Below are 25302 nucleotides of genomic sequence, written 5' to 3' on the forward strand. Positions count from 1 at the left end.
ATGAATTGACCGAGGCGCGAAGCTGCATCGACTCGAATGACCGGTTAGACGGATCGGATTTACTGATTGCACTAGGCATCGGATCAATCCGCAAGCTCGAACCACCCTTCCGCCCGCTGCCGACCCCGCCTCCACCCCTCCCTGCACGGCTTACGCTCCATCGACGTAGGGTCGGCAATGTAGCGACGGACCGTGTGTTTGACCGGAAAGCCGCCGCCCCAGAAGAAGTCCACCACTAAGCCGCAGGTCTCGTTCTGAGTAATGTGCACCCCGTAGGTCAGGTCCGCATACGCTGCTGGGGGAGGCAGCACGGTCACCGTCTCGCCAGGCACCGCCAAAGTCGAGGCCCAGGCGGCCGCAGCCTGGTAGCGCGGCAGGTCGCGCTGGAACTGCCAGTCGCGGATCGCATGCCCGAGTTCGATGCCGATCGGTACAACCGCCAGCACCGCCGCCGGAACGATGGCTGCCCTCAGGCGTCGACCCTTCTCGCGCGTCAGTGCCCATCCCAGACAGATCAAGAACAGAAGACCGGCCGCAAGGAAGGCGCCCATGGCCAGTAGTTGTTTCAACGCGGTCGGCCGGGCCGCGAAGGCTGCGATGCTGGACAAGCACGCAAGAGACAAGGCATACTCGATGAGCTTGGCCACCGATCAGCTCGTTTGGGGTGAGGAGCGAGCAGGCCCCGTACCGGATTGTCTATTGGATGGGAGTCGACAGGTCGCGCCCGAAGCCCATAACTCCGCCCGCTCAATCGGATCCGTCGACAGCCTACGAAAGCAGGATTGGGCACAACCTCGCGCGGCGCCTTCGAAGCACTTGCTACGACGGCATGCAAGAACGCATGTGTCCTGCTGATCGCAACGATCCGCGGCGACTGCGAATTGTTCCACTTCGTCAGAGTTTCGTGCAGCACTGCCCGCAGTAGAACGGTGGTTTGACCATACCTGGCTTGAGGACTTGGGCCTATCGCTTTCATGCGCCAGACCACTTAGATGCTGCGAGATCAACTTGTATGAAACCCAAAAGTAGCCTGTCGCCGGCATCGGTCGGTGCTCGGAACTTGGATGCCTAGGCAGCGTTGACGGGGGAACGATGAAACTTTCCGGAAACAGGACTCCGACTTCGCCATCAAGATCCTCCGTTTGTTTCATCGCCAAGACAGCGATGCCATAGAAGGCCACGGAGTAAGGAACGGCATCGCTGCACCGCCTCCAAGCGATCATTCGAGGTTCCGCTGACTGGGACTCCGGTGAGCTCAGTGGATGCGTTGGCCAGTACTTCGGACTGCCTTTATGCATGAAAGCGATGACGCGCTGGGATGGCGCGCTCTTGAAGTCTCCCCATGCGGTAATGACTGTGCCGACCTTCAGGCCTCCCTTGTAGCGACGGTCGATTCTTAGGCGGCTCAGCGACTCGCACTCTGAGCCATCGACTCGCGGCCGGACTTCACCCACTACGGTTGCCTCGACGACCATTTCGGACTGAGAGTAAATTTCTTCCGTACTCAATGTGTCCAATGAGAGGGCATGAGAGTCCCAAGCAAGGAGAACACCTAGCAGAAACACCAATGAAATCGACGGCAAATGTCTCATCGGCAAGCCCTCCTGTGAGACTGAACAGCGAAACTGAGAAGCCCAGCCAGGGCTGTTTTTTTACATGTCCAGGGAACGCCCCTGCCGCATTGTGCTCCCGCCGCTTCGGTCAGACATTCGAACGATTGTCGGATGCCTCTTTGCAACGGGGCAAGCGAATGATGCCTCGCTGGCAGATCATGCGCCAAACCGTTAGGTATGAAGCGACGAAGCGGCAGGAAACTGTCCCGGGATCGGGCAAGCTAATGGACACGATTGCGCCACGCTCCTTTCACTATGCACAAAGGCGCCTGCCGAGACTTGCCCACCATGGGAGACAGGATGATCCTTAAACGCACCATGACAATGCTGCTCGCGCTGGCGCTGCTGTTACCGGGCGCGGCCTTCGCGGACGAGGCGCTGTCCGCCGCGCTGACCCGGCAGATGGAGGTCAATCGACAGCGCTACGGCATCGCCGGGCAGGCCCTGCTGGTCGCGCACAATGGGGAGGTGTTGTTCTGCGGCGCGGATGGCGAGGCCGACGTGGAGCGCCATGAGCGGGTCACGGCCGATCACGTGTTCGCCGCCTACTCGTTGAGCAAGTTGTTCGCCAGCGTCCTGATCATGCAGTTGGTCGAGCAGGGGCAGGTGGATCTGGACGCACCCGCCAGCGCCTATGTGCCCGGCCTTCCGAAAGCTTGGCAGGCCATTCGCGTGCGCGAGTTTCTGGACCACACCTCTGGCGTACCGGAGTACTTCGCTCAACGGCAGGACGGGGCGGCCTCAACTGCCATGGCGTTTCCCAAAGATTTGCCGGCGGTGTTCGCCTCGCTGGCCGATACGCCCCTGCAGTTCGCCACCGGCACCGACACGCGCTACACGCAGAGCAACTTTCTGGTGCTGACCGCGCTGCTGGAGGCCCATTACGGTAAGCCGTACGCGCAGATCGCCGATGAGCGCATCATGCGCAAGCTGCAGCTGGGGCATACCTGGCTGGGCCCGGCTGCGCTACCCAAGCAAGGCGTGGTGCGCAGCTACGTCGGCAAAGACGGGCGCCTGGTACCGGAGCAGGATATCGACTGGCCGGACTATGCCCACGGCCACGCCGGGCTGTACCTCACGTTGGACGATCTTGGCCGGTTCTTGAAAGCGGTGACCTCGGGCGAACTGGTGGGCAAAGCCACGCTGCGCCGGCTCTGGCAGCCGCGCACGCTGGCCAACGGGCGACGCGGCGGGTTCGCGGCCGGGTGGGAGTACGGCGAGAGCGGCGCCTATCGACAGGTCGGACACGACGGCGGCACGCGCGTGCGGGTGCGCGTGCTGTTTCAGGGGTCGCTGGACGGCGATGTTTACGTATTCGCCTACCTGACCAACGGCAGCGTGCGCAACGTCTGGTCGCGCGTGCTGGTGGGCAGCGCGATGGCGGTGGTGGCGCCGAAGCAGTTTCCGGCGGAGACCTTGTCGGAGGCGCTGGTACGCTATGCCTTGCAAGCGCCGGTCAAAGACGATGCGCAGGCACAGGCTGGATCGATCCGCGCCCAGCATCTACTGAACGATGCTGAGCTGGAGCGCGCCATCAACACAGCGGGCTATTCCGTTCGGGAGAACTTGGGTATCGATCCCGCGCTGCGCGTGTTCGAACTGAACACCGTGCTCTTTCCGGACTCGCCCAACACCTGGGACAGCTTGGCCGAAGCGCATGCCGCCAAGGGCGACCAGGACAAGGCGAAGGCGCTGTACGAGAAGGCGCATCGACTCGCCGGGCGGGCAAAGGCAGGCGAAGCGCGATAGCGCTACGCCCGGGGCGCGGAAAGACGTAGCGGTGTCGCCCCCTATCGGCGCAACATCCGATACTAGAAACTAGTCCGTGCGTATGCTCTTCAGCACTGCATTCGCCGCCTCGATCTCGGCCTCCGTGGCATCCACCGGCGTGATGACGATCAGGTTGGCGAACCAGGTCATGGTCGAGCGCGCACAGCTGGTGTAAGCGCGCGTTTCAGAGCCGGGACGCTTGGTGACGACGTGATGGTCGCAGGTCCAGTCGGCAGGGAGCGCCAGCGCCTGCGCCGGCAAATCAGGATCGGCCGGCACGACGCTATTGAACTCGATGCGCAACCCATCGCTCAGTTGCCGCGCAAGCACCGATTGCATCCGAGTGGGTTTGAAGCTTTCGAACTCGGTAACGCCCACGACCACACCGCGCGCTCGGTCCAGGATCATCAACCGAGTGGAGTCTTCCGCACCGGCGCCTTCGATGGCCGTCGTCCATTGGCTCTTGTCGAACGTCAGCGCAAGGTGACGTAGCGGCGCCCTGGGGACAAAGCCGTCTTGCGCCGACGAGCAGCCCACCGACAGGAGCGTGCATAGCAGCATCAGCATTGACCAGTATCGCTTCATCCCATCCCCATCGATATACGACTCATCTTTCCTCTTCGCGTACCGGCGCGCTGGGCTGCTTAGGCTCTGTGCATTCGGAAGCCAGAAGTTTCAGCGATTGGTTCTTTGCCTCCGCCAGTTCGACGCGAAGCTCGAACCCCGGCCAGGTGCCGTCGAACTGCCGAAGCTTGGTCAAGCTAGCCTCAAGCCCACTGAACTCCGCGACAACTTTTTCGGCGGATTCGGCGCATGCCGCACCTTGGACGCGCTCGGCAACCCGTGCGCTGTCCTGCTCGAGTACGGCGATCTGCCGTTCGTAGCAGGCGCCCAGGATGTTGCCGCAACCGCCGAAGGAGCATTCCTTTCGAGCCTGCTCGGACTCTTCGAGACATGCCTGATACTCGGCCGTCGCGGCAGGTCGTGCGTCTTGCGCCTGAGCGACGGTCGCGGATGCGGCGAACGTCATGAGCAGCAAGAGCTTCTTCATGCAGCCCACCCCCAAACCTGTCCAAGGCATCCACAGTGTCGGTCCTCACACACGACAAACACAAGCGAAGCGGGCGACTGCGGGCGGGCTTAATCCACTCCGAACAGGAGGGCCCCGAGGTACATGAGGCCGATCAGTAGCACGCAGCTTGCGACGAACGCGACCGCCAGATAGGCAGCGGACACGCCGATGAATCGCCCGGAGGTGATCCCTGCAAATCCGTCCGGCTGTCGGATCTGCGGGAGCAGGATCCAGAACACCGGAATCAGCCAGCACCCCAGGAGCAGAAGGGCGGCTCCCCAGACAGAAGGCGACGATGTCAGAAAGACGTACCAGACAACAGGCATCGCCACGCTGGAAAGCAAGCTCGTCAACCAGAAGCGATATCGGAACGGCTTTCCCGGGTCCTCGAGGGGACGCGCGGAGGGCGCCGCGTAGATGTTGGAGCTTTCATCGGGCGCTGTCATAGCGGCCGGGCTCAGGCCTCGACTCTCGTGCAAATGCCGTAGATCGCGCTGGGCCCGATCCAGCCATTAATGAAGCCACGGTTGTTGCCGATCTGAAACCTCTGTCCCTGGATGGCTTTGACGAGGTGGAGGTATTCGTTTCCGTTCACCTTGCACAGCACGATGTCTCCCACGTTCAAGGCCGAGAGGTCCGCGATCGGCTCGACGGTGCACAGCTGCCCCGATTCGATCTTTCCCGTCATCGAGCCGCCGCGAGGACGGAAGATCACCGTTTCCCCGCCCTTTAGCTTTGCGATATGTCCCGTGGCCCATCCCATACGTTCTGTCCCTATTTGCACCGCTCTATTTTTTCCCGGGCCACGCTCATAAGCGCCTCCCACAGGGGTTTATGCCGCTTGAGCGAGTTGCAGAAATCCGATTCGAGTTTTCTTTCCTGGCCAACGAATAGTACTCAGTCGTCCGTGGGCGAATAGATGTCCAGGTCGAGCTCGATGCCCCGCGCACCCAGTGCCAGAAGGATCCCAGGTGCGATCGATACACCATCGTTGCTATTGGCCATGAACCAGCCGCAGAACAAGTCGATGCTGTAACGCTCGGAGAGCTCGCGCCAGACAGCTAGGTCGGACGTCAGCTGCGCCAATAACTCATCGACTTGGGCGTTTAGATCTTCGGGCTCAGTGACCGTGGCGGACAGGTTCCATATCCCGAACTTGAGTCTCCGCTCGTTGCCGGATGCGGAGACCCGAAGGTCGCCCTTGGTGTGCGAATAGGTAGGCGACGCGCCCAACAAGGCCGTGATCTCCTCCGGTCGCAAGTCTTCGCCGGAGACACGCAGGGTCGCCACCGACCGTTCGAGTGCTCCCATCCTCAGCCGGCCCCGCCATCGACCGACGGGAGCGGCATGTAGGTCGCCTGCCGGCGTCGGTAGCCCCAGAACACGGCGACCAGGTAGACGAAAATCTGCAGCGCTGGCGTGGCCCACAGCGGCGGCATAGCGTCGGCGTCGACGCCGAGCAGCGGCCAGACCAGCAGCGAGGGCAGCAGCAAGCCCCAGCCCACGTCGTGGGAGGTGCCGCCGGTCAGCGACCAGCTCAGGGCGGCGCAGTACAGCACGGTGCGCCAGAGCAGGCCGTAGGCGGTGACGCGCTGGGCGTAGCCGTAGCGGTAGCCCAGACGGGCGAGCAAGGCCGCGGGCAGGACCAGCAGGACGAACAGCAGATAGAGGGTGTCGGATCCGGGCATCGCGGCACCCTACACCGCGTTGGTCTGCGCATCCAACAACACCACCCGGTTGCGCCCCTCGTGCTTGGCGCGGTACATCGCCGCGTCGGCGCGCTGGATCAAGGTGGCGGCGCTGTCTTCCGGGCCGCACTCGACCACGCCGATGCTGAGGGTGAGCGCGACCGGGACGCCCTTGACCTCGCGGCAGCGGCGCTCGACCTTGCGGCGGATCTGTTCGGCGGTGTCGCGCGCGACCGCGTCGCCTACGCCGGGCAGCAGCAGCAGGAATTCTTCGCCGCCGATGCGGCCTAGCTGGTAGAGCGGCATGGTTTCGGAATGGATGCTCTCGGTGACCGCGCACAGGCAGGCGTCGCCGATGGGGTGGCCGTAGGTGTCGTTGATGGCCTTGAAGTGGTCCAGGTCCAGGAACAGCACCGACAGCGGCTGGCGCTTGCGCCGCGCCTCGACCACCGCGCGGTTGAGGCGGGTGATGATGCCGGCGCGGTTGAGCACGCCGGTCAGGGCGTCGTGTTCGGCGTGCAGCTGGGCGACGTCGCGTTCGCGGCGGAAGGTGAGCATGCGATCGGCCAGGCCCAATACCAGGACCACGGCAGCGAAGGCCTGCATCACCGGCAGGCCGTATTCCAGCAACGATGTCAGCGGCACGCCGGCGCTGAGCTGCATCGCGCGCGCGGTCGATACGGTGACCAGGGGGACCCATGCGATCAGCACGAAGCCGGCGTGGCGGCCGCCGCGCAGCCAGACCGTGGCCAGGGCGACCACCGCCAGCACGTTGGCCAGCATGAGCAGGCCGTTACCCAGCGGCGGGAACCAGGCCTTGCTGACCGGCCACGGCGAGACCAGGCCGATCAGCAGCGCCAGCGGCAGCCACGCGCCCACGACCAGCAGCGCGCGCGTCAGCCACGGCGCGCGCGGGCGCAGGTCGGCGAACTCGATCAGGAACAGCACGGTGACGATGGTGGAGGAGGTGGCGACGAACCAGATGCCGGCCACGCCGAAGCGGCCCAGCCAGGCCAGCACCGGCAGCGTGTAGGCGTCGCCGTAGGCGCACAGCACGTACAGCAGCTGCAGCATCATGCTGGCCGAGAACAGCAGGTACACGCGCTCGCGCAGTTGGGTCCAGAACAGCAGCACCACCAGCGACACGCCGACCAGGATGCCCATGCTGAGCCAGAGCACGCGCACGTGGCGGTGGTCCTCGACCGCGTAGTCCTCGCTGGAACGCACCGCGATCTGCAGGGGATAGCGCGCGCCCTCGACGCGCACGTAGACCGGGCCGGCCGCGCTCAGCGGAAACGCCAGCGCGCGCCGCGAATGGCTGACCTGGGTGCCGGGATCGAAGATGGTGGCGCTGCGCGCGCGGTAGTCGGGCGGCGCCAGCACGGTGATGCGGGCGCTGAAGGGGTGATAGACCAGCAGTACGCGCGGCTCTTCCGAGGACTCCGGGCGCAGGCGCCACCAGCCGCGGCCGTCCTGAGCGCCGGTGAGCTGGGGCGGGCCGGACTGCGCGGCATAGGCCGTGTCGGGCAGCGCGCGCAGGGCCTCGAACGAGGCCGGCGGGGGCTGGGTCAGGCGTTCGACGCGCACGATGCCGGCGGCCCACGCCTGCACGCAGACACTGCACAGCACCAGACAGGCCGCGATCCAGACTCGTTTCATCGGCTCCCCGCGTCCGCGCCAGTGTCGGCCCGGTCGCCGCGCGCCACAAGCCCCCGCGCGACGTATGCTGGCGGCGTTCGACCGGACCGCAGGACGCCCCAGATGCCATCGTTGTCATTGCCGCCGCTGCTGCTGGCCGCCGCGATCGCGCTGCAACCGCCCGGACAGTTCCATGGCGACGAGCCGGTCGCGCGCGACGGCGAAACCTGGCTGGCCCTGCGCGCCTCCACGGACGCGGCTTCGCTGACCTCGACCCGGCTGCGGGTGCGGGCGGTCGAAGACCCCATCCTGGACGAGCCCGGCCAGACCAGCGGCCGGCGCGTGTCGTCGGCGCTGGAACCGGACCCGGACGCCGAGGGCGCCCAGGTCCTGGCCTACCTGCGCGGCAACGGCCTGGCCGCGGGCAAGGTGACCCCGGCGCGCATCCCCGAACGCAGCCAGGACGGCGCACTGCCGAGCTACCGGCTCGAGTTCGCCGGCCGGGACTATCGCATCCGCACGCAATGCCCGCCCATGCGCGGCGATCCGCCGGTCGCCCGCTGCGCGGTGCTGCTGGTCGGGGCCGGCGGCGTCGAACAGGCGCTGATGCGGGTGGACGCCCGGCGCGAGGTCGACATCGTCCTGCTCGGCGACGACGCCACGCCGCAGCTGCTGTTCGCCGGCGACCTCGACCGCGACGGCAAGCTCGACCTGATCTTCGATACCACCGACCATTACAACGTTTCGCGACCGACGCTGTTCCTGTCGTCGCGCGCCAGGGACGGCGAGCTGCTGCACGCGGTATCCACCTACGAATCCGTCGGCTGCTGAAGCCGTCTCGTCCCTGCTCCGGAGTTCCCAGGCATGACCCTCCCGACCATCGATTTCAACTGGCTGGCGGTGATCGCCGCGGCCGCTTCCGCATTCCTGCTAGGCGGGATCTGGTATGGGCCCTTGTTCAAGAAAGCCTGGTGCCGCGAGGCCGGGATCGATCCCGATTCGGCGCCGCGGCACCCGGCGCGGATCTTCGCGATCGCCTTCGTGTGCAGCCTGCTGTCGGCGCTGATCTTCACCGTGCTGCTGCCCACCGGCGCCGGCGCGGCGGACGGCTTCGGGGTGGGCTTCGTGGTCGGCTTGTTCTTCGTGGCGATGAGCTTCGGCATCAACTACGCCTTCGCCCAGCGCAGCCTCAAGCTGTGGATGATCGACAGCGGCTACCACATCCTCCAGTTCATCCTGTACGGGGTGATCCTGGGCGCATGGCGCTGAGGAGCAGGCCCATGACCGTCATCGACTGGTACTTCGATTTCATTTCCCCGTTCTCCTATCTGGCCTGGCAGAAGGTGAAAGCGCTGCCGCCGGCGACCGCGAAATTGCGGCCGGTGCCGGTGGTGTTCGGCGCGGTGCTGGCCGCGTGCGGCCAGAAGGGCCCGGCCGAGATTCCGGGCAAACGCGAGTTCACCTACCGCCACGTGCTGTGGCAGTCGCGCCAGGAAGGCGTGCCGCTGCGTTTTCCGCCCGCGCATCCGTTCAATCCGCTGCCCGCGCTGCGCCTGTGCGTGGCCGCCGGCAGCACGCCGGAGGCGGTCGACGCGGTGTTCGACTGGCTGTGGCGCGAAGGCCATGCCGGCGACAGCGTCGAAGCGCTGGCGCCGCTGGCGGCCGCGCTGGGTGTGGCGCCGGACGATATCGGCAGCGAGGCCACCAAGGCCGCGCTGCGCGCCAACACCGAGGCCGCGATCGCGGCCGGGGTGTACGGCGTGCCCACCCTGGCGTTCGACGGCGGCATGTTCTGGGGCAACGATGCCCACGACTTCGCCCTGGCCGCGCTGCGCGACCCGGCGGTGCTCGCCGACCCCGAAATGCAGCGCGTGGGCACCTTGCCTGTGGCGGTGCGGCGCCAAGCCTGAACGACCCCGGGACCTCCGTTCAGGGCCGTAGACACGGCCTTGTCGCATGCCGGGTATGCTGCCGGTCACAATTCGAAATGTCTTGGCGCCCAACACCCGGGGGGGGACTATGCGCATCGGACTCGTCGTCGATTCGGCTTGCGATCTGCCGTTGGAGTACCTGCAGCAGCACGATATCCATCTGCTGCCGGTCACGGTGCGGATCGGCGAGGCGGTACTGACCGACCATCGCAACCCCGAAGCCACCCTGCACTTCCTGCAGACGCACCTGGCCGAACGCGGCTTCGAGGCCGAGACCACCCCGTTCACGGTGCAGCAGGTGCGCGACTTGTTCGTGAGCCAGTTGGCGATCGACTACGACTACGTGTTCTGCATGACGATCACGAAGACGCGCAGCCCGATCTACGACAACGCCAACCAGGCCAGCTTCGCCATCCTCAACGATTACAAGCCGGTGCGCATGGCCGCCGGTAACAACACGCCGTTCGCGCTGCGGGTGATCGATTCGCAAAACCTGTTCGCCGCCCAGGGCATCCTGCCGGTCGAGGCGGTGCGCCTGCGCGACGCCGGCGAGGGCGCGCCGAAGATCCGCGCGCGCCTGGAGAACCTGGCCCTGCACACCCAGGGCTATCTGATTCCGCGCGATTTGAACTACATCCGCGCGCGTACCCGGGTGCGCGGCGACCGCAGCGTAAGCCTGCTCAGCGCCACCCTGGGCACCATGCTGGACATCAAGCCGGTGCTGCACTGCAACCGCGGCGAGACCGGGCCGGTGGCCAAGATCAAGGGCTTCGAAGCCGCGACGCAGAAGTTGTTCGACTACTGCGGCAAGCGCGTGCGCGACGGGCTGATGACGCCGACCATGTGTCTGAGCTATGGCGGCGAGCTCGAGGAGATGCGCACCCTGCCCGGCTACGAGCGCCTGCGCGACACCTGCCGCGATCACAACGTCGAGCTGTTCGAGGCGGTGATGAGCCTGACCAGCATGGTCAACATCGGCAAGGGCGGTGTGGCGGCGGGTTTTGCGGCCGAGGGTGGGAGCAAGTTCGAGGATTGAGGCGCGGTGTCTCGGGCGTCGACGCCTGTCTGCGCTAAAAGCAAATCCCCCCTAGCCCCCTTTTTCAAAGGGGGGAAAGGCAGGTCGTCAGATTCGAAACGACGCTGCCTTCGAACGTTTGCTGTGAGCCTCCCCCCTTTGGAAAAGGGGGATCGAGGGGGATTTGCTTCTTGCGGCCCACAACGCCGCGCCCGCTATCGCCGCGCGACCGTCGTGGCTGGCCGATCAAGCCGCCCGAGCCGCCGCGAACGCCAAGCCCGATACCACGCCCAGGGAAGGATCGCCCGCGACCAGGCGCGCGCTGGGGAAACAGCGCTGCACCGCCTCGCGCACATACGGTGCGCGCGACATGCCGCCGGTCAGGAACACCGCCGCGGGCGGCTCGCCGATTTCTTCCCCGACCTCGCGCAGCAATTCGGACAAGAAGCCCAGGAACGGCTCCGCCGCTTGAGCGAGATGTTGCGCGCCGGTCGCGAGCGCCAGCGCGGGCTCGATGTAGTCTAGTTCGGCGCGGTGATCGTCGCGCGCGCTCAAGACGATCTTGGCCGACTCCACCGCCCGGCTCAGGCGCGTGGTGTTGCCGCCTTGCTGCAGGGCGATCAGGCGCGGGCCGAACGGCGCCGCGACTTCGCGGTAGCTGTCGCGGCGCTGGAAATCGCGTTGGCGCACCACGTCGTGCACGGTCGCGGCTTCGACGAAGTGATGCGCCGGCACTCGCGTGGCGCCTCTGCCGAACAGCGGCATGAAGCGCGACAGACTGAGCGACAGATCCACGTCGACGCCCCCGCGCGCGATGCCCCAGGACCCCAGCACCAGCGGCTCCTCGGCGCCACCGACCTCGGCCAGGGTGATGTCGGTGGTGCCGCCGCCGATATCGACCACCAGGGTGCGATGCCGGTGCGCGCTTTGCGCGTGGTAGCCCAGCGCCGCGGCGACCGGTTCTTCGAGAAAACTGACCTCGTCGAATCCGGCGCCCGCCGCGGCTTCGGTCAGGATCGCCAGCGCCTGGTCGCCGCCGGCCGCCCCCATCGAACTGCGGAACTGCACCGGCCGGCCGAGCACGGCCGAGCGCACATTGGCGCCTAGCTGTTGGCTGGCGCTTAGGCGGATGTGTTCGAGGATGTAGGCGGCGATGCCGACGATGGTCTGACGCACATTCGGCGCCAGCTGATAGCCCAGCATCGATTTGGGCGACTGCACCAGATTGCCGAAGCCTTCGGCTAGATAGGCCTCGACCGCCTCTTCGCCGTACACCGCGTTCTGCAAGGATGCCGCCGAGGCGCGCGCTTCGCGTACCTGTTGTTCCAGCCAGTGCCGGCGCACCGCGCGGATCGCATCGCGGCGCAGGTCGGTGTCGCTGCGCTGCACGGGCGCGGAAATCAGCGCCAGCGCCGCCTCGCGCTGATCGACGGGCAAGCGCGCGACCTGCTCGCGGCGCGCGGCCACGGCCTCGCTCGCGGCGCGGGTCTGCTGCGCGCGGGCGCTGCGCACCAGGGCATCGACCTCGCCTTCGAGCGCGTCGGTCAGCTCGAACTGATTCGCGTCGGGCACGGCCTCGGGGAAATACACCGTGGTGCGGAACTGCTGCTCGTCGCCGAAGCGGACGGTGCGCACCGCGCCGTCGATCACCACCGCGGCGGCGGAGTAGCTGGTGCCGAAATCGATGCCGATCTTCATAACGCCACGGGGACTGGTTTGCGGCGCGCAAGGATACTCGCTGCGCGCGGTCGTGGCCTGAATCGCGCGGGTCTCGATTCGCTAGGCGGAGCCGCGCCGTCCGCGGCGCCTGCGCGGCGCAAGCGGGCGTCGGATGGCGTAAATCGCGTGTCGGAGGACCTCTCGCTGCGCCCTGGGCCCGGCCTGGTGGGTCGTGAGGCGATGAAAGCGTCGCGTCATGCCGGCATCACGTGGCGATGCAGCCTGGCGTGTTCGAAAAGCAAATCCCCCCTAGCCCCCCTTTTTCAAAGGGGGGAACTGTGCGCTTTCTAAAGGGGGAACAGTGCGCCTTCTGAAGGGGGAACAGTGCGCCTTCTGAAGGGGGAACAGTGCGCCTTCTGAAGGGGGAGCGGCGCGTCTGAAGGGGGTACGGTGCGCCCTCTAAGGGGGAGCAGTGCGCCTTCTGAAAGGGGAGCGGTGCGACTCTGAAAGGGGAGTGGTGCGCCTTCCGATTCGTAACGACGCGGGCTTCGAACCTTTGCTTTAAGCCTCCCCCTTTGCAAAAGGGGGATCGAGGGGGATTTGCTTTTGCGGCCCGCAACGCCCCGCACACGACTTTCGACCCAGGGCCGGCGCCGCCGCGCGGGTTAGGCTCGGACCTCGTCCAACCGAACCCGACCCGATGCCCAGCCACCGCCTGCTCGTCCTCGCGCTCGCCAGCGCCCTCGCCGCCACACCGGCGCTCGCCCAGAACCCGCCGTCGCCGCAGCCGGCGCCGCAACCCGCGCCGCAGGACAAGGACAAGGCCGACAAGCCGCGCGATCAATTGGAGCAGGATGCCCTGGACCCGGCCGGCAACGATCCGGCGCGCGCATCGGCCCAGACCGCCAAGGGCGCGAGCAAGCCCGGCGAAGCCAAGGACGAGAAGAAGTGGGACGTGTCGGCCGCGCACGGCCCAACCAAGAGCGTGCGCTTCGAGACCGACGAGGGCACCTGGATGGACGTGGACGTCTCGCCGGACGGGCGCGAGCTCGCGTTCTCGCTGCTGGGCGATCTGTATCGCCTGCCGATCGGCGGCGGCGCCGCCCAGCGCGTGACCAGCGGCCCGGCCTGGGACGTGCAGCCGCGCTATTCGCCCGATGGCCGCGAGCTGGCTTTCACCTCCGACCGCGGCGGCGGCAACAACCTGTGGCGCATCCGTACCGACGGCAGCAATCCGGTCCAGGTAAGCAAGGAAGACTTCCGCCTGCTCAACAACCCGGCCTGGACGCCCGACGGGCGCTATCTGATCGGGCGCAAGCACTTCACCGGCGAACGCTCGCTGGGCGCCGGCGAGCTGTGGCTGTACCACGCCTCCGGCGGCGGCGGCCTGCAGCTGACCAAGCAGAAGAACGACCAGCAGGACCTGGGCGAACCGGCGGTCTCGCCGGACGGCCGCTACGTCTATTACTCCGAGGACGTCACCGGCGGTCCTTCGTTCCAGTACAACAAGAACGTCCACGACACGATCTACGCGATCAAGCGTCTGGACCGCCAGACCGGCAAGAGCGAAACCCTGATCTCCACCGCCGGCGGCGCGGTGCGGCCGCAGCCCTCGCCCGACGGCAAGTCGCTGGCGTTCGTGAAGCGCGTGCGCGACAAATCCGTGCTGCACGTGATGGACCTGACCAGCGGCGAAGTGCGTCCGGTCTGGGACGGTCTCTCGCACGATCAGCAGGAGGCCTGGGCGATCTTCGGCCCCTACGCGAACTTCGACTGGACGCCGGACTCGCGCGCGGTGGTGATCTGGGGCCAGGGCAAGCTGTGGCGCGTGGACATGGCCAGCGGCAAGGCCAGCAACGTCCCTTTCACCGCCCAGGTCGATCAGACCGTGACCGCGCCATTGCGCTTCGAGCAGACCCTGGACGAAGGCCGCTTCTCGCCCAAGATGATCCGCGACGTCGCCACCAGCGCCGACGGCAAGACCCTGATCTTCCACGCCGTCGGTCATCTGTGGCGCAAGCGCCTGCCCGACGGCACGCCCGAGCGCCTGACCCGCGACGACAGCCATTACGAGTACCAGCCCAGCTTCAGCGCCGACGGCCGCAAGCTGCTGTACACCACCTGGTCCGATCAGGACCTGACCGCGATCTACGTGGCCGACGCCAGCGGCGGCGGCGCGCGCAAGCTCAGCCGCGAACCGGGCTTCTACTACAGCCCGCGCTTCTCGCCCGACGGCCGCCGCATCGTCTACAGCAAGAGCGGCGGCGGCGGGCTCACCGGCAGCCTGTGGTCGCGCGATCAGGGCGTCTACGTGATGGCGGCCGACGGCGGCGCGGCGGTGCGCGTGGCCGAGAGCGGCGAGTCCCCGCAGTTCAGCGCCGACGGCACGCGCGTGTACTACCTCACCGGCGGCGGCCTGAAGAAGAAGCTGATGTCGGTCGGGTTGCACGGCGAGGACGCGCGCGAGGTCTACAGCCTGAAGTACGTCGACTCGGTCAGCATCAGCCCGGACGGCAACTGGATCGCCTTCACCGAGCTGTTCAACGCCTACGTCGCACCGCTGGTCGCCACCGGCACCGCGGTGGAGCTGTCCAAGGACAGCAAGGCCATGCCGGTCACCCAGGTCAGCGCCGACGTCGGCAGCTACCTGCACTGGAGCGCGGATTCCGAATCGCTGCATTGGATGGTCGGCGACCGCTACTACTCGCGCGATCTTCGCCAGAGCTTCGCCTTCCTGCCCGGCGCGCCCAAGGAACTGCCCAAGCCCAGCAATGAGGGCGGCATCGCGGTCGGCCTGAGCGTGGCCGTGGACGCGCCCAAGGACACGGTCGCCTTCACCCATGCACGCATCGTCACCATGCGCGATGCCGAGAAGACCCAGGAAGTGATCGAGGACGGCACCGTGGTGGTCCGTGGCGACATCATCGTCGCGGTCGGGCCCTCAGCCTCGGTGAGCATCCCCGCCGGCGCGCGCAGCATCGACGCCAGCGGCAAGACCATCGTGCCGGGCTACGTCGACGTGCACGCGCACGCCGCGCACTTCGGCCAGGGCGTGGTACCGCAGCAGAACTGGGCCTACTACACCAACCTCGCCTTCGGCGTGACCACCATGCACGATCCCTCGGCCACCACCGAGTTCGTGTTCTCCGAAGCCGAGCTGGTCAAGACCGGGCGCATGGTCGGCCCACGCGTGTTCTCCACCGGCACCATCCTGTACGGCGCCGACGGCGACTTCAAAGCCGTGGTCAATTCGCTGGAGGACGCGCGCAGCCACCTGCGCCGGATGAAGGCCAACGGCGCGTTCTCGGTCAAGAGCTACAACCAGCCGCGCCGCGAGCAGCGCCAGCAGATCGACCAGGCCGCGCGCGAACTGGGCATGCTGGTGGTCGAGGAAGGCGGCTCCACCTTCCACCACAACATGACCATGGTGCTGGACGGCGTGACCAGCGTCGAACACAACCTGCCGGTGGCGCCGCTGTACAAGGACGTGATCGAGCTGTGGCGCCAGACCGACGTGCGCAACACCCCGACCCTGGTGGTGAGCTACGGCGGCACCTCGGGCGAGTACTGGTGGTACGCGCGCGATAACGTCTGGGAAGACAAGAAGCTCAACCGCTTCTTCCCGCGCGAGACCCTGGACGCGCGCTCGATCCGGCGCGAGATCGCGCCGGACTGGGACTACTGGCATATCGAGGTCGCCAAGTCGGCCAAGAAGATGCGCGACGCCGGCATCAAGATCCAGATCGGCGGCCACGGCCAGTTGCAGGGCCTGTCGCCGAACTGGGAAATCTGGTCGCTGACCCAGGGCGGCTTCAGCAACTTCGAGGCGCTGCGCGCGGCGACCATCGACGGTGCCGATCTGCTCGGCCTGTCCAAGCAGCTGGGCTCGCTGGAAACCGGCAAGCAGGCCGATCTGGTGGTGCTGAACGACAACCCGCTGCAGAACATCCGCGCCACCGCCGACACCCGCTATGTGATGGTCGACGGCCGCCTGTTCGACGTAGACGCCGACATGGCCGAGATCGGCAACCGCGCGGAGAAGGCGCCGAACTTCTATTGGCAGCGCCATCGCGACGGCCAGACCTTCGGCGTCGAGTTCGGCCCGACCGCGGTCTGCCATTGCCCGAAGGGGCATGGCGCGCACGTGCACGAGGACTGAGGCGGGACCCGTGCGGCGGCGCGGCGCCCGTGGCGTCGGGCCGCCGCGCCGGGAACAGGCTTGCGCCGGAGCCCCGGGGCGGGATCGTCCGGGCCCGCCGCGCGCGGGCGCCGGTGCGGGCCTAAACCCGCCCCAGGCGGACCGCCGTCGCAACGCCGCGGATTCGACGCATGCCGTTCACAAACCACGCATGTTCGCCGTCCTAGGCTAGGGCCAGTTCCCGCACGAGACGCCATGATGGCCACCCGTTATTACCTCAGCCTTCCCGACGCCGAGCGCGCACGCGGCAGCGAGCCCTCGTTGTCGTTCTCCGCGGTCAGCGCCGAGGGCTTCGCCGAGCAATTGCAGGATGCCTTGCGGAACGATCGCCTGTTCGAACGCTGGCGCGCGCTGCAGCCCGATCCGGACGAGGTCGACGCCAGCCTCGGCGCCACCGATCCCGGCGCCACCGTCGACGGCCAACAGGACGATCTGCACATCGATCTGGTGTTGACCTCGACCATTCCCGGCACTGTGCTAAAGCACCGCATGCGTTTGCTGGCGGGCACGGGGTGGGAGCTGCGGGATGTGACGGCGGCTTGAGGGGCTGGGGCTTGGCAGGCTCAAAAGCAAATCCCCCCTAGCCCCCCTTTTTCAAAGGGGGGAACTGTACATCGAAGGGGAAACAGCGCCTCGAAAGGGGAACTGCACATCGAAGGGGGAGCAGCGCCTCGAAAGGGGAACTGCACATCGAAGGGGGAGCAGCGCCTCGAAAGGGGAACTGCACATCGAAGGGGGAACAGCGCCTCGAAAGGGGAACTGCACCTTGACGGGAGCGAACCGCGCCGCCGCTTGTCTTCCCCCTTTGAAAAAGGGGGATTGAGGGGGATTTGCTTCGCGGACGTCGCAGGTTCAAATCCCGCCCCCGCTACCAGCTTCGCTACCCCCGCAATGCCGCCGCGTGATGCGCGATGTGCTCGCCGATGAAGCTGGCGATGAAGTAGTAGCTATGGTCGTAGCCCGGCCGCAGGCGCAGTTGCAACGGATGGCCCGCCTTCTCGCAGGCCGCGCGTAGCCGTTCGGGTTTCAGTTGCGTGGCCAGGAACTCGTCGGCCTCGCCCTGATCGACCAGCAGCGGCAGGCGCTCGCGTGCCTGCGCGATCAGCTCGGTCGCGTCCCATTCGCGCCAGGCTTCGCGGTCTTCGCCCAGGTAGGCCGCGAAGGCCTTCTCGCCCCAAGGCACCTGCGAGGGCGCAACGATCGGCGAGAACGCCGACACGCTGCGATAGCGGCCGGGGTTCTTGAGGGCGATGGTGAGCGCGCCGTGCCCGCCCATCGAATGCCCGCTGATGCCTCGCGCGCTGGTGGTCGGGAAGTGCGCATCGACCAGCGCCGGCAATTCCTCGACCACGTAGTCGTACATGCGGTAGTGCTTGGCCCAGGGCTCGCGGGTGGCGTTGAGGTAGAAGCCGGCGCCCTGGCCGAGGTCGTAGCCGTCGGCATCGGCGACGTCGGCGCCGCGCGGGCTGGTGTCGGGCACGACCAGGATCAGACCATGCTCGGCGGCGTAACGCTGCGCGCCGGCCTTGGTGATGAAGTTCTGCTCGCTGCAGGTCAGGCCCGACAGCCAGTACAGCACCGGGCAGGCTTGGTGCTGCGCCTGCGGCGGCAGGTAGACCGCATAGCGCATGCTGCAACCGAGCGCGCTGGAATCGTGCTGCCAGACTTCCTGGCGGCCGCCATGGCTGGCGTGGGCTTCGCTGCGCTGCATGTCAGTAGTGGATCACGGTGCGGATCGACTTGCCCTCGTGCATCAGGTCGAAGGCTTCGTTGATGCGTTCCAGCGGCAGGGTGTGGGTGATGAAGGGATCCAGGTCGATCTCGCCCTTCATGGCCTGCTCGACCATGCCCGGCAACTGCGTGCGTCCCTTGACGCCGCCGAAGGCCGAGCCGCGCCAGACCCGGCCGGTCACCAGTTGGAACGGACGCGTGCTGATTTCCTGGCCCGCGCCGGCGACGCCGATGATCACCGACTCGCCCCAGCCCTTGTGGCAGCACTCCAGCGCCGAACGCATCACGTGGACGTTGCCGATGCATTCGAAACTGTAATCCACGCCGCCGTCGGTCATCTCCACCAGCACCTCCTGGATCGGGCGCGCATGTTCGGTCGGGTCCACGCAATCGGTCGCGCCCATCTGCTTGGCCAGCGCGAACTTGCCGGGATTGGTGTCGATGCCGATGATGCGGCCGGCCTTGGCCTGCACCGCGCCCTGGATCACCGCCAGGCCGATGCCGCCCAGGCCGAACACCGCGACGGTGTCGCCGGGCTGGACCTTGGCGGTGTTGTGGACCGCGCCGATGCCGGTGGTCACGCCGCAGCCGAGCAGGCAGACCTTCTCCAGCGCGGCCTCGGGGTTCACCACCGCCAGCGAGATCTCCGCCACCACGGTGTATTCGCTGAAGGTGCTGCAGCCCATGTAGTGATGGATGGGCTGGCCGTTGTAGCTGAAACGCGAGGTGCCGTCGGGCATCACGCCGCGGCCCTGGGTGGCGCGCACGGCCTGGCAAAGATTGGTCTTGCCCGACAGGCAGAATTTGCACTGCCGGCATTCGGCCGTGTACAGCGGGATCACGTGGTCGCCGGGCTTGACGCTGGTGACGCCTTCGCCGACTTCGACCACCACGCCGCCGCCCTCGTGGCCGAGCACGGCCGGAAACAGGCCTTCGGGATCGTCGCCGCTGAGGGTAAAGGCATCGGTGTGGCAGACGCCGGTGGCGACGATGCGCACCAGCACCTCGCCCTTGCGCGGCGGCTCGACGTCGATCTCGACGACCTGCAAGGGCTGTCCGGCGGCGAAGGCGACGGCGGCGCGACTTTTGATGACCCGGCTCATGGGGATGACACTCCTGCGTTTGCGGGCGGCGACGCGATGCGGCGCCGCGGGTTGCGTGGGAACGGACTCATTTCAGATACGAGCGCACCAGCGCGGCGACTTCGTCGATGCTGGCGCTGCGGTTTTTTTGCGAGGACACGGCCTGGCCGAGCTCCTCGCGGATATGGCTTTCCAGCACTTCCGACATCAGGCCGTTGATCGCGCCGCGGATCGCGGCGATCTGCTGCAGCACGGCCGCGCATTCGCTGCCCTGCTCCAGCGCGCGCTCCAGAGCCTCGGTCTGGCCCTTGATGCGACGCACGCGGGTAAGGACGCGCTTTTTCTCTGCCGGAGAATGGGGCATGGCATGACCTCGGACGACGAGCACTGGATACTGGGGGATAGTATCAAAGGCCGCGCGCAGAAGGGCACGGATCCCCGCGCTGAAGTTCTGCCGGGCGCTCGCCCCCTTCTCAAAGGGGGCGCCGATTAGCGCCGGACACACCACGATTCCCCCCTTTGAAAAAGGGGGGCTAGGGGGGATTTGCTTTTAGAGCGCGCGCAGCTACTGGCGCGCTCAGCCGGTGTTCTGCACGCCGGCCGCGATGCCGTTGACGGTCGCCACCAACGCCTGCTGCAGGGCGTCATCGGGGCGACCGGCAGCGCGCCAGCGCGCCAGCAGATCGACCTGGAGCAGGCTGATCGGATCGACGTAGGGATTGCGCAGGCGGATCGACTGGCGCAGGCGGTGATCGCCCACCAGCAGCTCGCGACTGCCCTTGATCGCCAGCACCGCCTCGCGCGTGCGCTGGAACTCGGCGGCGATACCCGGATGAAAGCGCGCATGCAGATCGCCCTCCGGCAGGGCCGCGGCCAGCAGGGAGTAGCGCTCGAAGATCGCCGGGTCGGACTTGGCCAGCACCATTTCCAAATCGTCGATCAGGGTGGTGAAGAACGGCCAGTCGCGCGCCATCTCGGCCAGGGTCTCGCGGCCGTGGCGCGCGAGCGCCTGCTCCAGCGCGGTGCCGACGCCGTACCAGGCGGTCAGGCCGGCGCGGTTCTGCGACCAGGCGAACACCCAGGGGATCGCACGCAGCGAGCCGATATCGCCAGCGCCCGCGCGCTTGGCCGGGCGCGACCCGATGCGCAGGCGTTCGATCACATCGATCGGCGTAGCGGCACGGAAGTAGGCCGGGAACAACGCGTCTTCGTGCACCAACGCGCGGTAGTGCGCACGCGCGGCCAGGGCCAGCTCGGAGGCGATCGCGCGCCAACCCGCTTCGCGCGGTTCGGGCGGGCGCGGGCGCAGGGTCGCGCGCAGCACCGCGCCGGTGGTCTGTTCCAGATTGCGCAGCGCGATCGCGCGGATGCCGTACTTGCGGTGGATCACCTCGCCCTGTTCGGTCAGGCGCAGGAAGCCGTCGACCGAACCGCGCGGCGCGGCGATCACCGCGCGCTCGGTTTTGCCGCCGCCGCGGCTGATCGAGCCGCCGCGGCCATGGAAGAAGGCGATGCGCACGCCGCTGTCGTGCGCCAGCGCGGTCAGCGCGACCTGGGTCTGTTGCAGCGCCCAGCGCGAGGCCAGCATGCCGCCGTCCTTGGCGCTGTCGGAATAGCCCAGCATCACCACCTGGCGGCCGCCGCGCGCATCCAGATGGGCGCGGTAGACCGGGTCGGCGAACAGCGCGCGCAGGGTGTCGGCGGCGGCGTCCAGATCGTCGACGGTTTCGAACAGCGGCGCCACGTCCAGCGGCACGCGTCCGGCCGCGTCCACGCAACCGGCGGTGCGCGCCAGCGCGAGTACGGCCAGGGCGTCGGCGGCGCTGCGGCTCATGCTGACGATGTAGGGCCCGAACGCGCGCTCGCCGTAGCGTGGGCGCAGACGCGCGACCGCGCGGAACACGTCCAGGCTGGCGCGCGCGGCGCCGTTGCCGTCGCTGCGCGGCGGCGCGCTGCCGTCGAGCAGGGCATGCAGGCGCTGCGCGCGCTCGGCCGGCGCGCGCGTTTCCCAGTCCGCATCGCCGAGCAGCGCGGCCAGCGCGGCGTCGTGGGTGGCCGAGTCCTGACGCAGATCCAGGCTGGCCAGATGGAAGCCGAAGCATTCGGCGCGGCGGCGCAGACGGCGCACCGCGAAGCCGCCGGCGTGGCCGCCCTGATTGGCGTTGAGACTGTCCTCGATGGCGGCGATGTCGGCCAGGAAGGCGCCCACGTCGGGATAGCCGTGCACGCTCTCGTCGGCGGTGGCCTGCAGGCGCGCCGACATCAGACTGAGCAGGTTGCGGTACGGCATGTCGGCGTGGCGCGGCTTGAGCGCGGCGGCGGCCTTGGGCAGCAGGTAGCTGTAATCCTCGACCCGCGCGAGCACGGCTTCGTCGACCTTCACCCGCGTCACCGACTGGCTCAGCAGTTCGCCCAGCGCATCCAGATCGCGCCGATACGCGCGCAGCACCAGCGCGCGCTGCCCGGCCAGGGTCGCGGCGACGGTGTCGGCGCCGACGTTGGGGTTGCCGTCCATATCGCCGCCGACCCAGGTGCCGAAGCCGAGCACGTCGGGCAGCGCCGGCGTGTCGCCATAGGCTTCGCGCAGCGCTTCCTCGAACATTTCGTAGAAGACCGGCAGCACCCGATAGAGCACGTCGGACAGGTAGAAGCCGACGTGCTCGAACTCGTCGGCCACGCTGGGCTTGGCCGCGGGCGCTTCGGCGGTCTGCCAGCTGGCGGTCAGGGCCAGGCGGATGCGCTCGCGGTCGGCGCGGCGCTCCGGCGGGGTGCGGCCGCGGTCGATGTCGGCGACCAGGCAGCCGACGATCTGGCGCTCCTTTTCCAGCAGCGCGCGCCGCACCGCTTCGGTGGGGTGGGCGGTGAACACCGGCTCGATGCGCAGGCGCGGCAGCAGTTCGGCCAGCTCGGCGGCGCCGACGCCTTCGTGCGACAGCGCCAGCAGCACGTCGCGCAAGCCGCCGGGCTGCGCGGCCGCGCCGCTGCGCTCGTAGTCGCGGCGGCGGCGGATGCGGTGCACCCGCTCGGCCAGGTTGACGGCCTGGAAATAGGTGGCGAAGGCGCGCACCAGGTCGGAGGCCTGCTCCAGGTCGATGTCGGCCAGCGCATCGGCCAACGCGGCGATCGGGCGGTCGGACTCGCGGCGCCGGATCGCGGCGCGGCGCAGGCGCTCGACCGCGTCGAGAAAGCCGGGGCCGCGCTGCTCGGCCAGGATCTCGCCGACCAGGGCGCCGAGAATTTTGACGTCTTCGCGCAGCAGGGCATCGGTGGGCGCGAAATCGACCGCGCGCAGGGGTTCGTCGCTGGTGTCGGTCATGACATTCATGCGGCTAGGCTATATCAGCAACTTGTGCGTTGCAGCAATTTCGATGCGATCGATTTGGTTGCATTCGTAACGATCTGCGGCACACATTTCGCGCCAGGCGCCGCGCTAGCCAGAAGCCCGGCGGCGCCCGACACTATTCTTCTATTACCGGTCGGGGGAGACCGTATGCCGTTCCTGGGTTTGGGCGTCCACGTGCTGGTGGCGCTGTTCTTCGCCGTACACGCGGTGCGCAGTGGGCAGGAGCGTTATTGGCTGGGCATCCTTTTCATGTTTCCGCTGCTGGGCAGCGTGATCTACGCGCTGACGATCTGGCTGCCGGAGATGCGCTACAGCCGCCATGGCCGCGCCCTGGTCGGCGGGGTCAAGCGCGCGCTGGATCCGACCCGCGAATTGCGCGAGGCCCAGGACGCGTTCGAGGATTCGCCCACCACCGACCGCCGCCTGCGCCTGGCCGACGCCCTGCTCGCCAGCGGCCGCGCCTCGGAAGCGGCCACGCATTACGAGTCCGCGCTCAAAGGCATCCATGCCGACGATCCGGACATCCAGGTACGGCTGGCGCGGGCGCTGCTGGAATGCGGCCACGCGCGGCGCGCGCGCGAGATGCTGGACGAGTTGATCAGGCGCCGGCCGGAGTTCCGCTCGCTGGACGGTCACCTCACCTATGCGCGCGCGGTCGCGGCCGAAGGCGATCGCGCCAAGGCGCGCGAGGAGTTCGAAGCGCTGGTCGGCTACAGCAGCGGTTTCGACGCACATGCCTACTACGCGCAGGCCCTGGTCGGCTGGGGCGAGCAGGAATCCGCGCGTGCGCTGTGCGAGCGTGCGTTGGCCAAGGCGAAGCGTTTGCCGGTTTACGCGCGGCGTATCAACAAGCCGGCGCTGGATCAGCTTAAGCAGTTGTCTAAGCAGCTGATGACCGGGCCGGCGGGCTGAGGCGCGCCGCCTGCTGTTGCTGTTGCTGTTGCTGCCTTTGCCGTCATTCCCGCGAAAGCGGGAATCCAGCGCCTTCAGCGCGGTGGTTCGCCGCTGTGCAAAGGTCCAATGCAGGAATCGGCTTCGATTCAACGACGCGATACGCCGGAACTCAATCAAGTCACTGGATTCCCGCCTTCGCGGGAATGACGAGCCAAAGCAGACGGCCAAGACATTGCAACGACGGCGCGGCAATGACTAGAAAGAGCGGCTCCCTCAGCCTAAGTAGGATGCGGTAAGCCGAAGGCGCACCGCAATCGAGTCCAAACTCAGTAAGCGAACTCGCTGAACACCGGATCCACGCTGCCGCCCCAGGCGCCATGGAACAGCTCGAGCTTGCGCTCTGCCGGGGTCTGGCCGCGTTCGACGAACTCCAGCAGCGGGTCCAGGTAGATCGATTCGTCGGCGCCGTTGCCGTTGAGCTTGCCGCGTCGGCGCAGGCCGTGCGCGGAAATCTCCAGCGCGCGGCGGGCCAGGTCCAGCACCTTGCCGTCGCGGAACGGCAGCTGCAGCGCGTGCTTGGGCACGCCGTCGCGCAGGGCGTGGCGTTCCTCGGGGGTGAAGTCCAGCACCAGGTCCCAGGCCGCGTCCAGCGCGCTGGCGTCGTACAACAGGCCGACCCAGAACGCCGACAAGGCGCAGATGCGGTTCCAGGGGCCGGAGTCGGCGCCGCGCATCTCCAGGTACTTCTTCAGACGCACTTCCGGGAAAGCGGTGGTGGTGTGGTCGGCCCAGTCCTTCAGGGTCGGTCGCTGGTCGGGATAGGCCGGCAGCTTGGCGTCCATGTAGTCGCGGAACGACTGGCCGGCGGCATCGATGTAGCGGCCGTCGCGGTAGACGAAGTACATCGGCACGTCGAGCAGATAATCGACGTAGCGCTCGTAACCGAAACCGTCCTCGAACACGAAATCGAGCAGGCCGGTGCGGTCGCGGTCGGTGTCGGTCCAGATGTGCGAGCGGTAGGACAGATAGCCGTTGGGCTTGCCCTCGGTGAACGGCGAATCGGCGAACAGCGCGGTCGCGATCGGCTGCAAGGCCAGCGACACGCGGAACTTCTTCACCATGTCGGCTTCGTCGCGCACGTCCAGGTTGACCTGCACCGTGCTGGTGCGGGTCATCATGTCCAGGCCCAGGCTGCCGACCTTGGGCATGTACTCGCGCATGATCTTGTAACGGCCCTTGGGCATCCACGGCATTTCGTCGCGGCGCCACTTGGGCTGGAAGCCCATGCCGAGGAAGCCCAGGCCCATCGGCTCGGCCACCGCGCGCACTTCGCGCAGGTGCTGGGCAGCCTCGCAGCAGGTGTCGTGCAGGGTCGCCAACGGCGCGCCGGACAGCTCCAGCTGTCCGGCCGGTTCCAGCGATACCGAGGCTTCGTCGCGGGTCAGCGCGATCACCCGGCCATGCTCTTCCACCGGCGCCCAACCGAACTGGGTCAGACCCTTGAGCAGGGCTTCGATGCCGCGCTCGCCGTCGAAAGTGGGCGGGCGCAGGTCGTCGGTGCGGTAACCGAACTTCTCGTGCTCGGTGCCGATCTTCCAGTCGTCGTCGTGGCGCACGCCGGACGCGAGATACTCGATCAGCGCGGTGCGACCGCCGCTGGCCATCGGC

Annotated in this window: 22 protein-coding genes; 8 read left to right on the top strand and 14 right to left on the bottom strand. The window is 67.4% G+C overall.

The features are described from left to right. Window positions 1-83: 83 nt before the first annotated feature. A complete protein-coding gene (locus ASD69_RS16955) occupies window positions 84-647 on the bottom strand; it encodes a hypothetical protein (protein WP_056180995.1) in 564 nt (187 codons plus the stop codon). 1266 nt (window positions 648-1913) lie between these two features. Between ASD69_RS16955 and ASD69_RS16960 the strand changes: the two genes are divergently transcribed. Further along, on the top strand, window positions 1914-3362 hold the full coding sequence (locus tag ASD69_RS16960) for a serine hydrolase domain-containing protein (protein ID WP_056180998.1): 1449 nt from the start codon (window positions 1914-1916) through the stop codon (window positions 3360-3362). Between the two features lie 69 nt (window positions 3363-3431). Here the strand turns inward: ASD69_RS16960 and ASD69_RS16965 are convergent, their stop codons facing one another. The 7 genes from ASD69_RS16965 to ASD69_RS16995 all read right to left on the bottom strand — a co-directional run bounded on the left by ASD69_RS16965 (window position 3432) and on the right by ASD69_RS16995 (window position 7802). After that, window positions 3432-3950 carry a hypothetical protein gene (locus ASD69_RS16965; protein WP_056181001.1) on the bottom strand — a complete coding sequence of 173 codons (519 nt, stop codon included), beginning with the start codon at window positions 3948-3950 and terminating at the stop codon, window positions 3432-3434. 40 nt (window positions 3951-3990) lie between these two features. After that, on the bottom strand, window positions 3991-4434 hold the full coding sequence (locus tag ASD69_RS16970; RefSeq protein WP_056181004.1) for a hypothetical protein: 444 nt from the start codon (window positions 4432-4434) through the stop codon (window positions 3991-3993). An 89-nt stretch (window positions 4435-4523) separates the two neighbouring features. Beyond that, window positions 4524-4901, bottom strand: a complete 378-nt coding sequence (locus ASD69_RS16975; protein ID WP_056181007.1) for a hypothetical protein — start codon at window positions 4899-4901, stop codon at window positions 4524-4526. 11 nt (window positions 4902-4912) lie between these two features. Then, window positions 4913-5218 carry a hypothetical protein gene (locus ASD69_RS16980; protein WP_056181010.1) on the bottom strand — a complete coding sequence of 102 codons (306 nt, stop codon included), beginning with the start codon at window positions 5216-5218 and terminating at the stop codon, window positions 4913-4915. A 134-nt stretch (window positions 5219-5352) separates the two neighbouring features. Next, the gene (locus ASD69_RS16985) at window positions 5353-5745 is read right to left on the bottom strand and encodes a DUF4279 domain-containing protein (protein WP_343123762.1); all 393 of its coding nucleotides are present in this window, start codon (window positions 5743-5745) and stop codon (window positions 5353-5355) included. Window positions 5746-5768: 23 nt separating this feature from the next. Next, window positions 5769-6143 (bottom strand): hypothetical protein, encoded by a 375-nt coding sequence (locus ASD69_RS16990; RefSeq protein ID WP_056181017.1) that lies wholly within the window; start codon window positions 6141-6143, stop codon window positions 5769-5771. 9 nt (window positions 6144-6152) lie between these two features. Beyond that, window positions 6153-7802, bottom strand: a complete 1650-nt coding sequence (locus ASD69_RS16995) for a diguanylate cyclase (protein WP_082576576.1) — start codon at window positions 7800-7802, stop codon at window positions 6153-6155. Between the two features lie 102 nt (window positions 7803-7904). Here ASD69_RS16995 and ASD69_RS17000 point away from each other — a divergent pair, with 102 nt between their 5' ends. The 4 genes from ASD69_RS17000 (at window position 7905) to ASD69_RS17015 (ending at window position 10748) form a co-directional block, all read left to right on the top strand. Next, the gene (locus ASD69_RS17000; RefSeq protein ID WP_157499269.1) at window positions 7905-8612 is read left to right on the top strand and encodes a hypothetical protein; all 708 of its coding nucleotides are present in this window, start codon (window positions 7905-7907) and stop codon (window positions 8610-8612) included. A 33-nt stretch (window positions 8613-8645) separates the two neighbouring features. Next, window positions 8646-9050, top strand: a complete 405-nt coding sequence (locus ASD69_RS17005) for a DUF1761 domain-containing protein (RefSeq protein WP_056181025.1) — start codon at window positions 8646-8648, stop codon at window positions 9048-9050. A gap of 11 nt (window positions 9051-9061) precedes the next feature. Beyond that, window positions 9062-9691: a 2-hydroxychromene-2-carboxylate isomerase gene (locus ASD69_RS17010; RefSeq protein ID WP_056181028.1), complete on the top strand. Its 630-nt coding sequence runs from the start codon at window positions 9062-9064 to the stop codon at window positions 9689-9691. 109 nt (window positions 9692-9800) lie between these two features. Beyond that, the gene (locus ASD69_RS17015; RefSeq protein WP_056181030.1) at window positions 9801-10748 is read left to right on the top strand and encodes a DegV family protein; all 948 of its coding nucleotides are present in this window, start codon (window positions 9801-9803) and stop codon (window positions 10746-10748) included. Between the two features lie 225 nt (window positions 10749-10973). On the opposite strand, the gene ASD69_RS17020 is transcribed toward ASD69_RS17015, so the two are convergent. After that, a complete protein-coding gene (locus tag ASD69_RS17020; RefSeq protein WP_056181032.1) occupies window positions 10974-12425 on the bottom strand; it encodes an Hsp70 family protein in 1452 nt (483 codons plus the stop codon). Between the two features lie 661 nt (window positions 12426-13086). On the opposite strand from ASD69_RS17020, the gene ASD69_RS17025 reads away from it, so the two are divergent. Further along, window positions 13087-16545, top strand: a complete 3459-nt coding sequence (locus ASD69_RS17025) for an amidohydrolase family protein (RefSeq protein WP_082576577.1) — start codon at window positions 13087-13089, stop codon at window positions 16543-16545. A 237-nt stretch (window positions 16546-16782) separates the two neighbouring features. Then, a complete protein-coding gene (locus ASD69_RS17030) occupies window positions 16783-17127 on the top strand; it encodes a hypothetical protein (RefSeq protein ID WP_056181303.1) in 345 nt (114 codons plus the stop codon). Between the two features lie 337 nt (window positions 17128-17464). On the opposite strand, the gene fghA is transcribed toward ASD69_RS17030, so the two are convergent. From fghA to ppc, 4 genes are all read right to left on the bottom strand, one after another. Then, window positions 17465-18295 carry an S-formylglutathione hydrolase gene (fghA, locus tag ASD69_RS17035; RefSeq protein ID WP_056181035.1) on the bottom strand — a complete coding sequence of 277 codons (831 nt, stop codon included), beginning with the start codon at window positions 18293-18295 and terminating at the stop codon, window positions 17465-17467. Window position 18296: 1 nt separating this feature from the next. After that, entirely contained in the window at window positions 18297-19406 is a 1110-nt protein-coding gene (locus ASD69_RS17040) for an S-(hydroxymethyl)glutathione dehydrogenase/class III alcohol dehydrogenase (protein ID WP_056181306.1), read from the bottom strand. A 79-nt stretch (window positions 19407-19485) separates the two neighbouring features. Beyond that, on the bottom strand, window positions 19486-19761 hold the full coding sequence (frmR, locus tag ASD69_RS17045) for a formaldehyde-responsive transcriptional repressor FrmR (protein ID WP_056181038.1): 276 nt from the start codon (window positions 19759-19761) through the stop codon (window positions 19486-19488). A 213-nt stretch (window positions 19762-19974) separates the two neighbouring features. Then, window positions 19975-22713 carry a phosphoenolpyruvate carboxylase gene (ppc, locus tag ASD69_RS17050; RefSeq protein ID WP_056181308.1) on the bottom strand — a complete coding sequence of 913 codons (2739 nt, stop codon included), beginning with the start codon at window positions 22711-22713 and terminating at the stop codon, window positions 19975-19977. A gap of 174 nt (window positions 22714-22887) precedes the next feature. Between ppc and ASD69_RS17055 the strand changes: the two genes are divergently transcribed. Next, window positions 22888-23652: a tetratricopeptide repeat protein gene (locus ASD69_RS17055; protein WP_056181041.1), complete on the top strand. Its 765-nt coding sequence runs from the start codon at window positions 22888-22890 to the stop codon at window positions 23650-23652. 308 nt (window positions 23653-23960) lie between these two features. Here the strand turns inward: ASD69_RS17055 and ASD69_RS17060 are convergent, their stop codons facing one another. After that, the gene (locus ASD69_RS17060; protein ID WP_157499293.1) at window positions 23961-25298 is read right to left on the bottom strand and encodes a glutamate--cysteine ligase; all 1338 of its coding nucleotides are present in this window, start codon (window positions 25296-25298) and stop codon (window positions 23961-23963) included. Window positions 25299-25302: the final 4 nt, after the last annotated feature.

The sequence above is a fragment of the Lysobacter sp. Root604 genome, from assembly GCF_001427505.1.
Taxonomy (GTDB): Bacteria; Pseudomonadota; Gammaproteobacteria; order Xanthomonadales; family Xanthomonadaceae; genus Lysobacter.

What these genes read in the sequence shown, in the direction of transcription:
- ASD69_RS16960 (WP_056180998.1), top strand. Translation starts at nt 1,914, where the DNA reads ATGATCCTTAAACGCACCATGACAATGCTGCTCGCGCTGGCGCTGCTG.
- ASD69_RS16965 (WP_056181001.1), bottom strand. Translation starts at nt 3,950, where the DNA reads ATGCTGATGCTGCTATGCACGCTCCTGTCGGTGGGCTGCTCGTCGGCG.
- ASD69_RS16970 (WP_056181004.1), bottom strand. Translation starts at nt 4,434, where the DNA reads ATGAAGAAGCTCTTGCTGCTCATGACGTTCGCCGCATCCGCGACCGTC.
- ASD69_RS16975 (WP_056181007.1), bottom strand. Translation starts at nt 4,901, where the DNA reads ATGACAGCGCCCGATGAAAGCTCCAACATCTACGCGGCGCCCTCCGCG.
- ASD69_RS16980 (WP_056181010.1), bottom strand. Translation starts at nt 5,218, where the DNA reads ATGGGATGGGCCACGGGACATATCGCAAAGCTAAAGGGCGGGGAAACG.
- ASD69_RS16990 (WP_056181017.1), bottom strand. Translation starts at nt 6,143, where the DNA reads ATGCCCGGATCCGACACCCTCTATCTGCTGTTCGTCCTGCTGGTCCTG.
- ASD69_RS16995 (WP_082576576.1), bottom strand. Translation starts at nt 7,802, where the DNA reads ATGAAACGAGTCTGGATCGCGGCCTGTCTGGTGCTGTGCAGTGTCTGC.
- ASD69_RS17000 (WP_157499269.1), top strand. Translation starts at nt 7,905, where the DNA reads ATGCCATCGTTGTCATTGCCGCCGCTGCTGCTGGCCGCCGCGATCGCG.
- ASD69_RS17005 (WP_056181025.1), top strand. Translation starts at nt 8,646, where the DNA reads ATGACCCTCCCGACCATCGATTTCAACTGGCTGGCGGTGATCGCCGCG.
- ASD69_RS17010 (WP_056181028.1), top strand. Translation starts at nt 9,062, where the DNA reads ATGACCGTCATCGACTGGTACTTCGATTTCATTTCCCCGTTCTCCTAT.
- ASD69_RS17015 (WP_056181030.1), top strand. Translation starts at nt 9,801, where the DNA reads ATGCGCATCGGACTCGTCGTCGATTCGGCTTGCGATCTGCCGTTGGAG.
- ASD69_RS17020 (WP_056181032.1), bottom strand. Translation starts at nt 12,425, where the DNA reads ATGAAGATCGGCATCGATTTCGGCACCAGCTACTCCGCCGCCGCGGTG.
- ASD69_RS17025 (WP_082576577.1), top strand. Translation starts at nt 13,087, where the DNA reads ATGCCCAGCCACCGCCTGCTCGTCCTCGCGCTCGCCAGCGCCCTCGCC.
- ASD69_RS17030 (WP_056181303.1), top strand. Translation starts at nt 16,783, where the DNA reads ATGGCCACCCGTTATTACCTCAGCCTTCCCGACGCCGAGCGCGCACGC.
- fghA (WP_056181035.1), bottom strand. Translation starts at nt 18,295, where the DNA reads ATGCAGCGCAGCGAAGCCCACGCCAGCCATGGCGGCCGCCAGGAAGTC.
- frmR (WP_056181038.1), bottom strand. Translation starts at nt 19,761, where the DNA reads ATGCCCCATTCTCCGGCAGAGAAAAAGCGCGTCCTTACCCGCGTGCGT.
- ppc (WP_056181308.1), bottom strand. Translation starts at nt 22,713, where the DNA reads ATGACCGACACCAGCGACGAACCCCTGCGCGCGGTCGATTTCGCGCCC.
- ASD69_RS17055 (WP_056181041.1), top strand. Translation starts at nt 22,888, where the DNA reads ATGCCGTTCCTGGGTTTGGGCGTCCACGTGCTGGTGGCGCTGTTCTTC.
- ASD69_RS17060 (WP_157499293.1), bottom strand. Translation starts at nt 25,298, where the DNA reads ATGGCCAGCGGCGGTCGCACCGCGCTGATCGAGTATCTCGCGTCCGGC.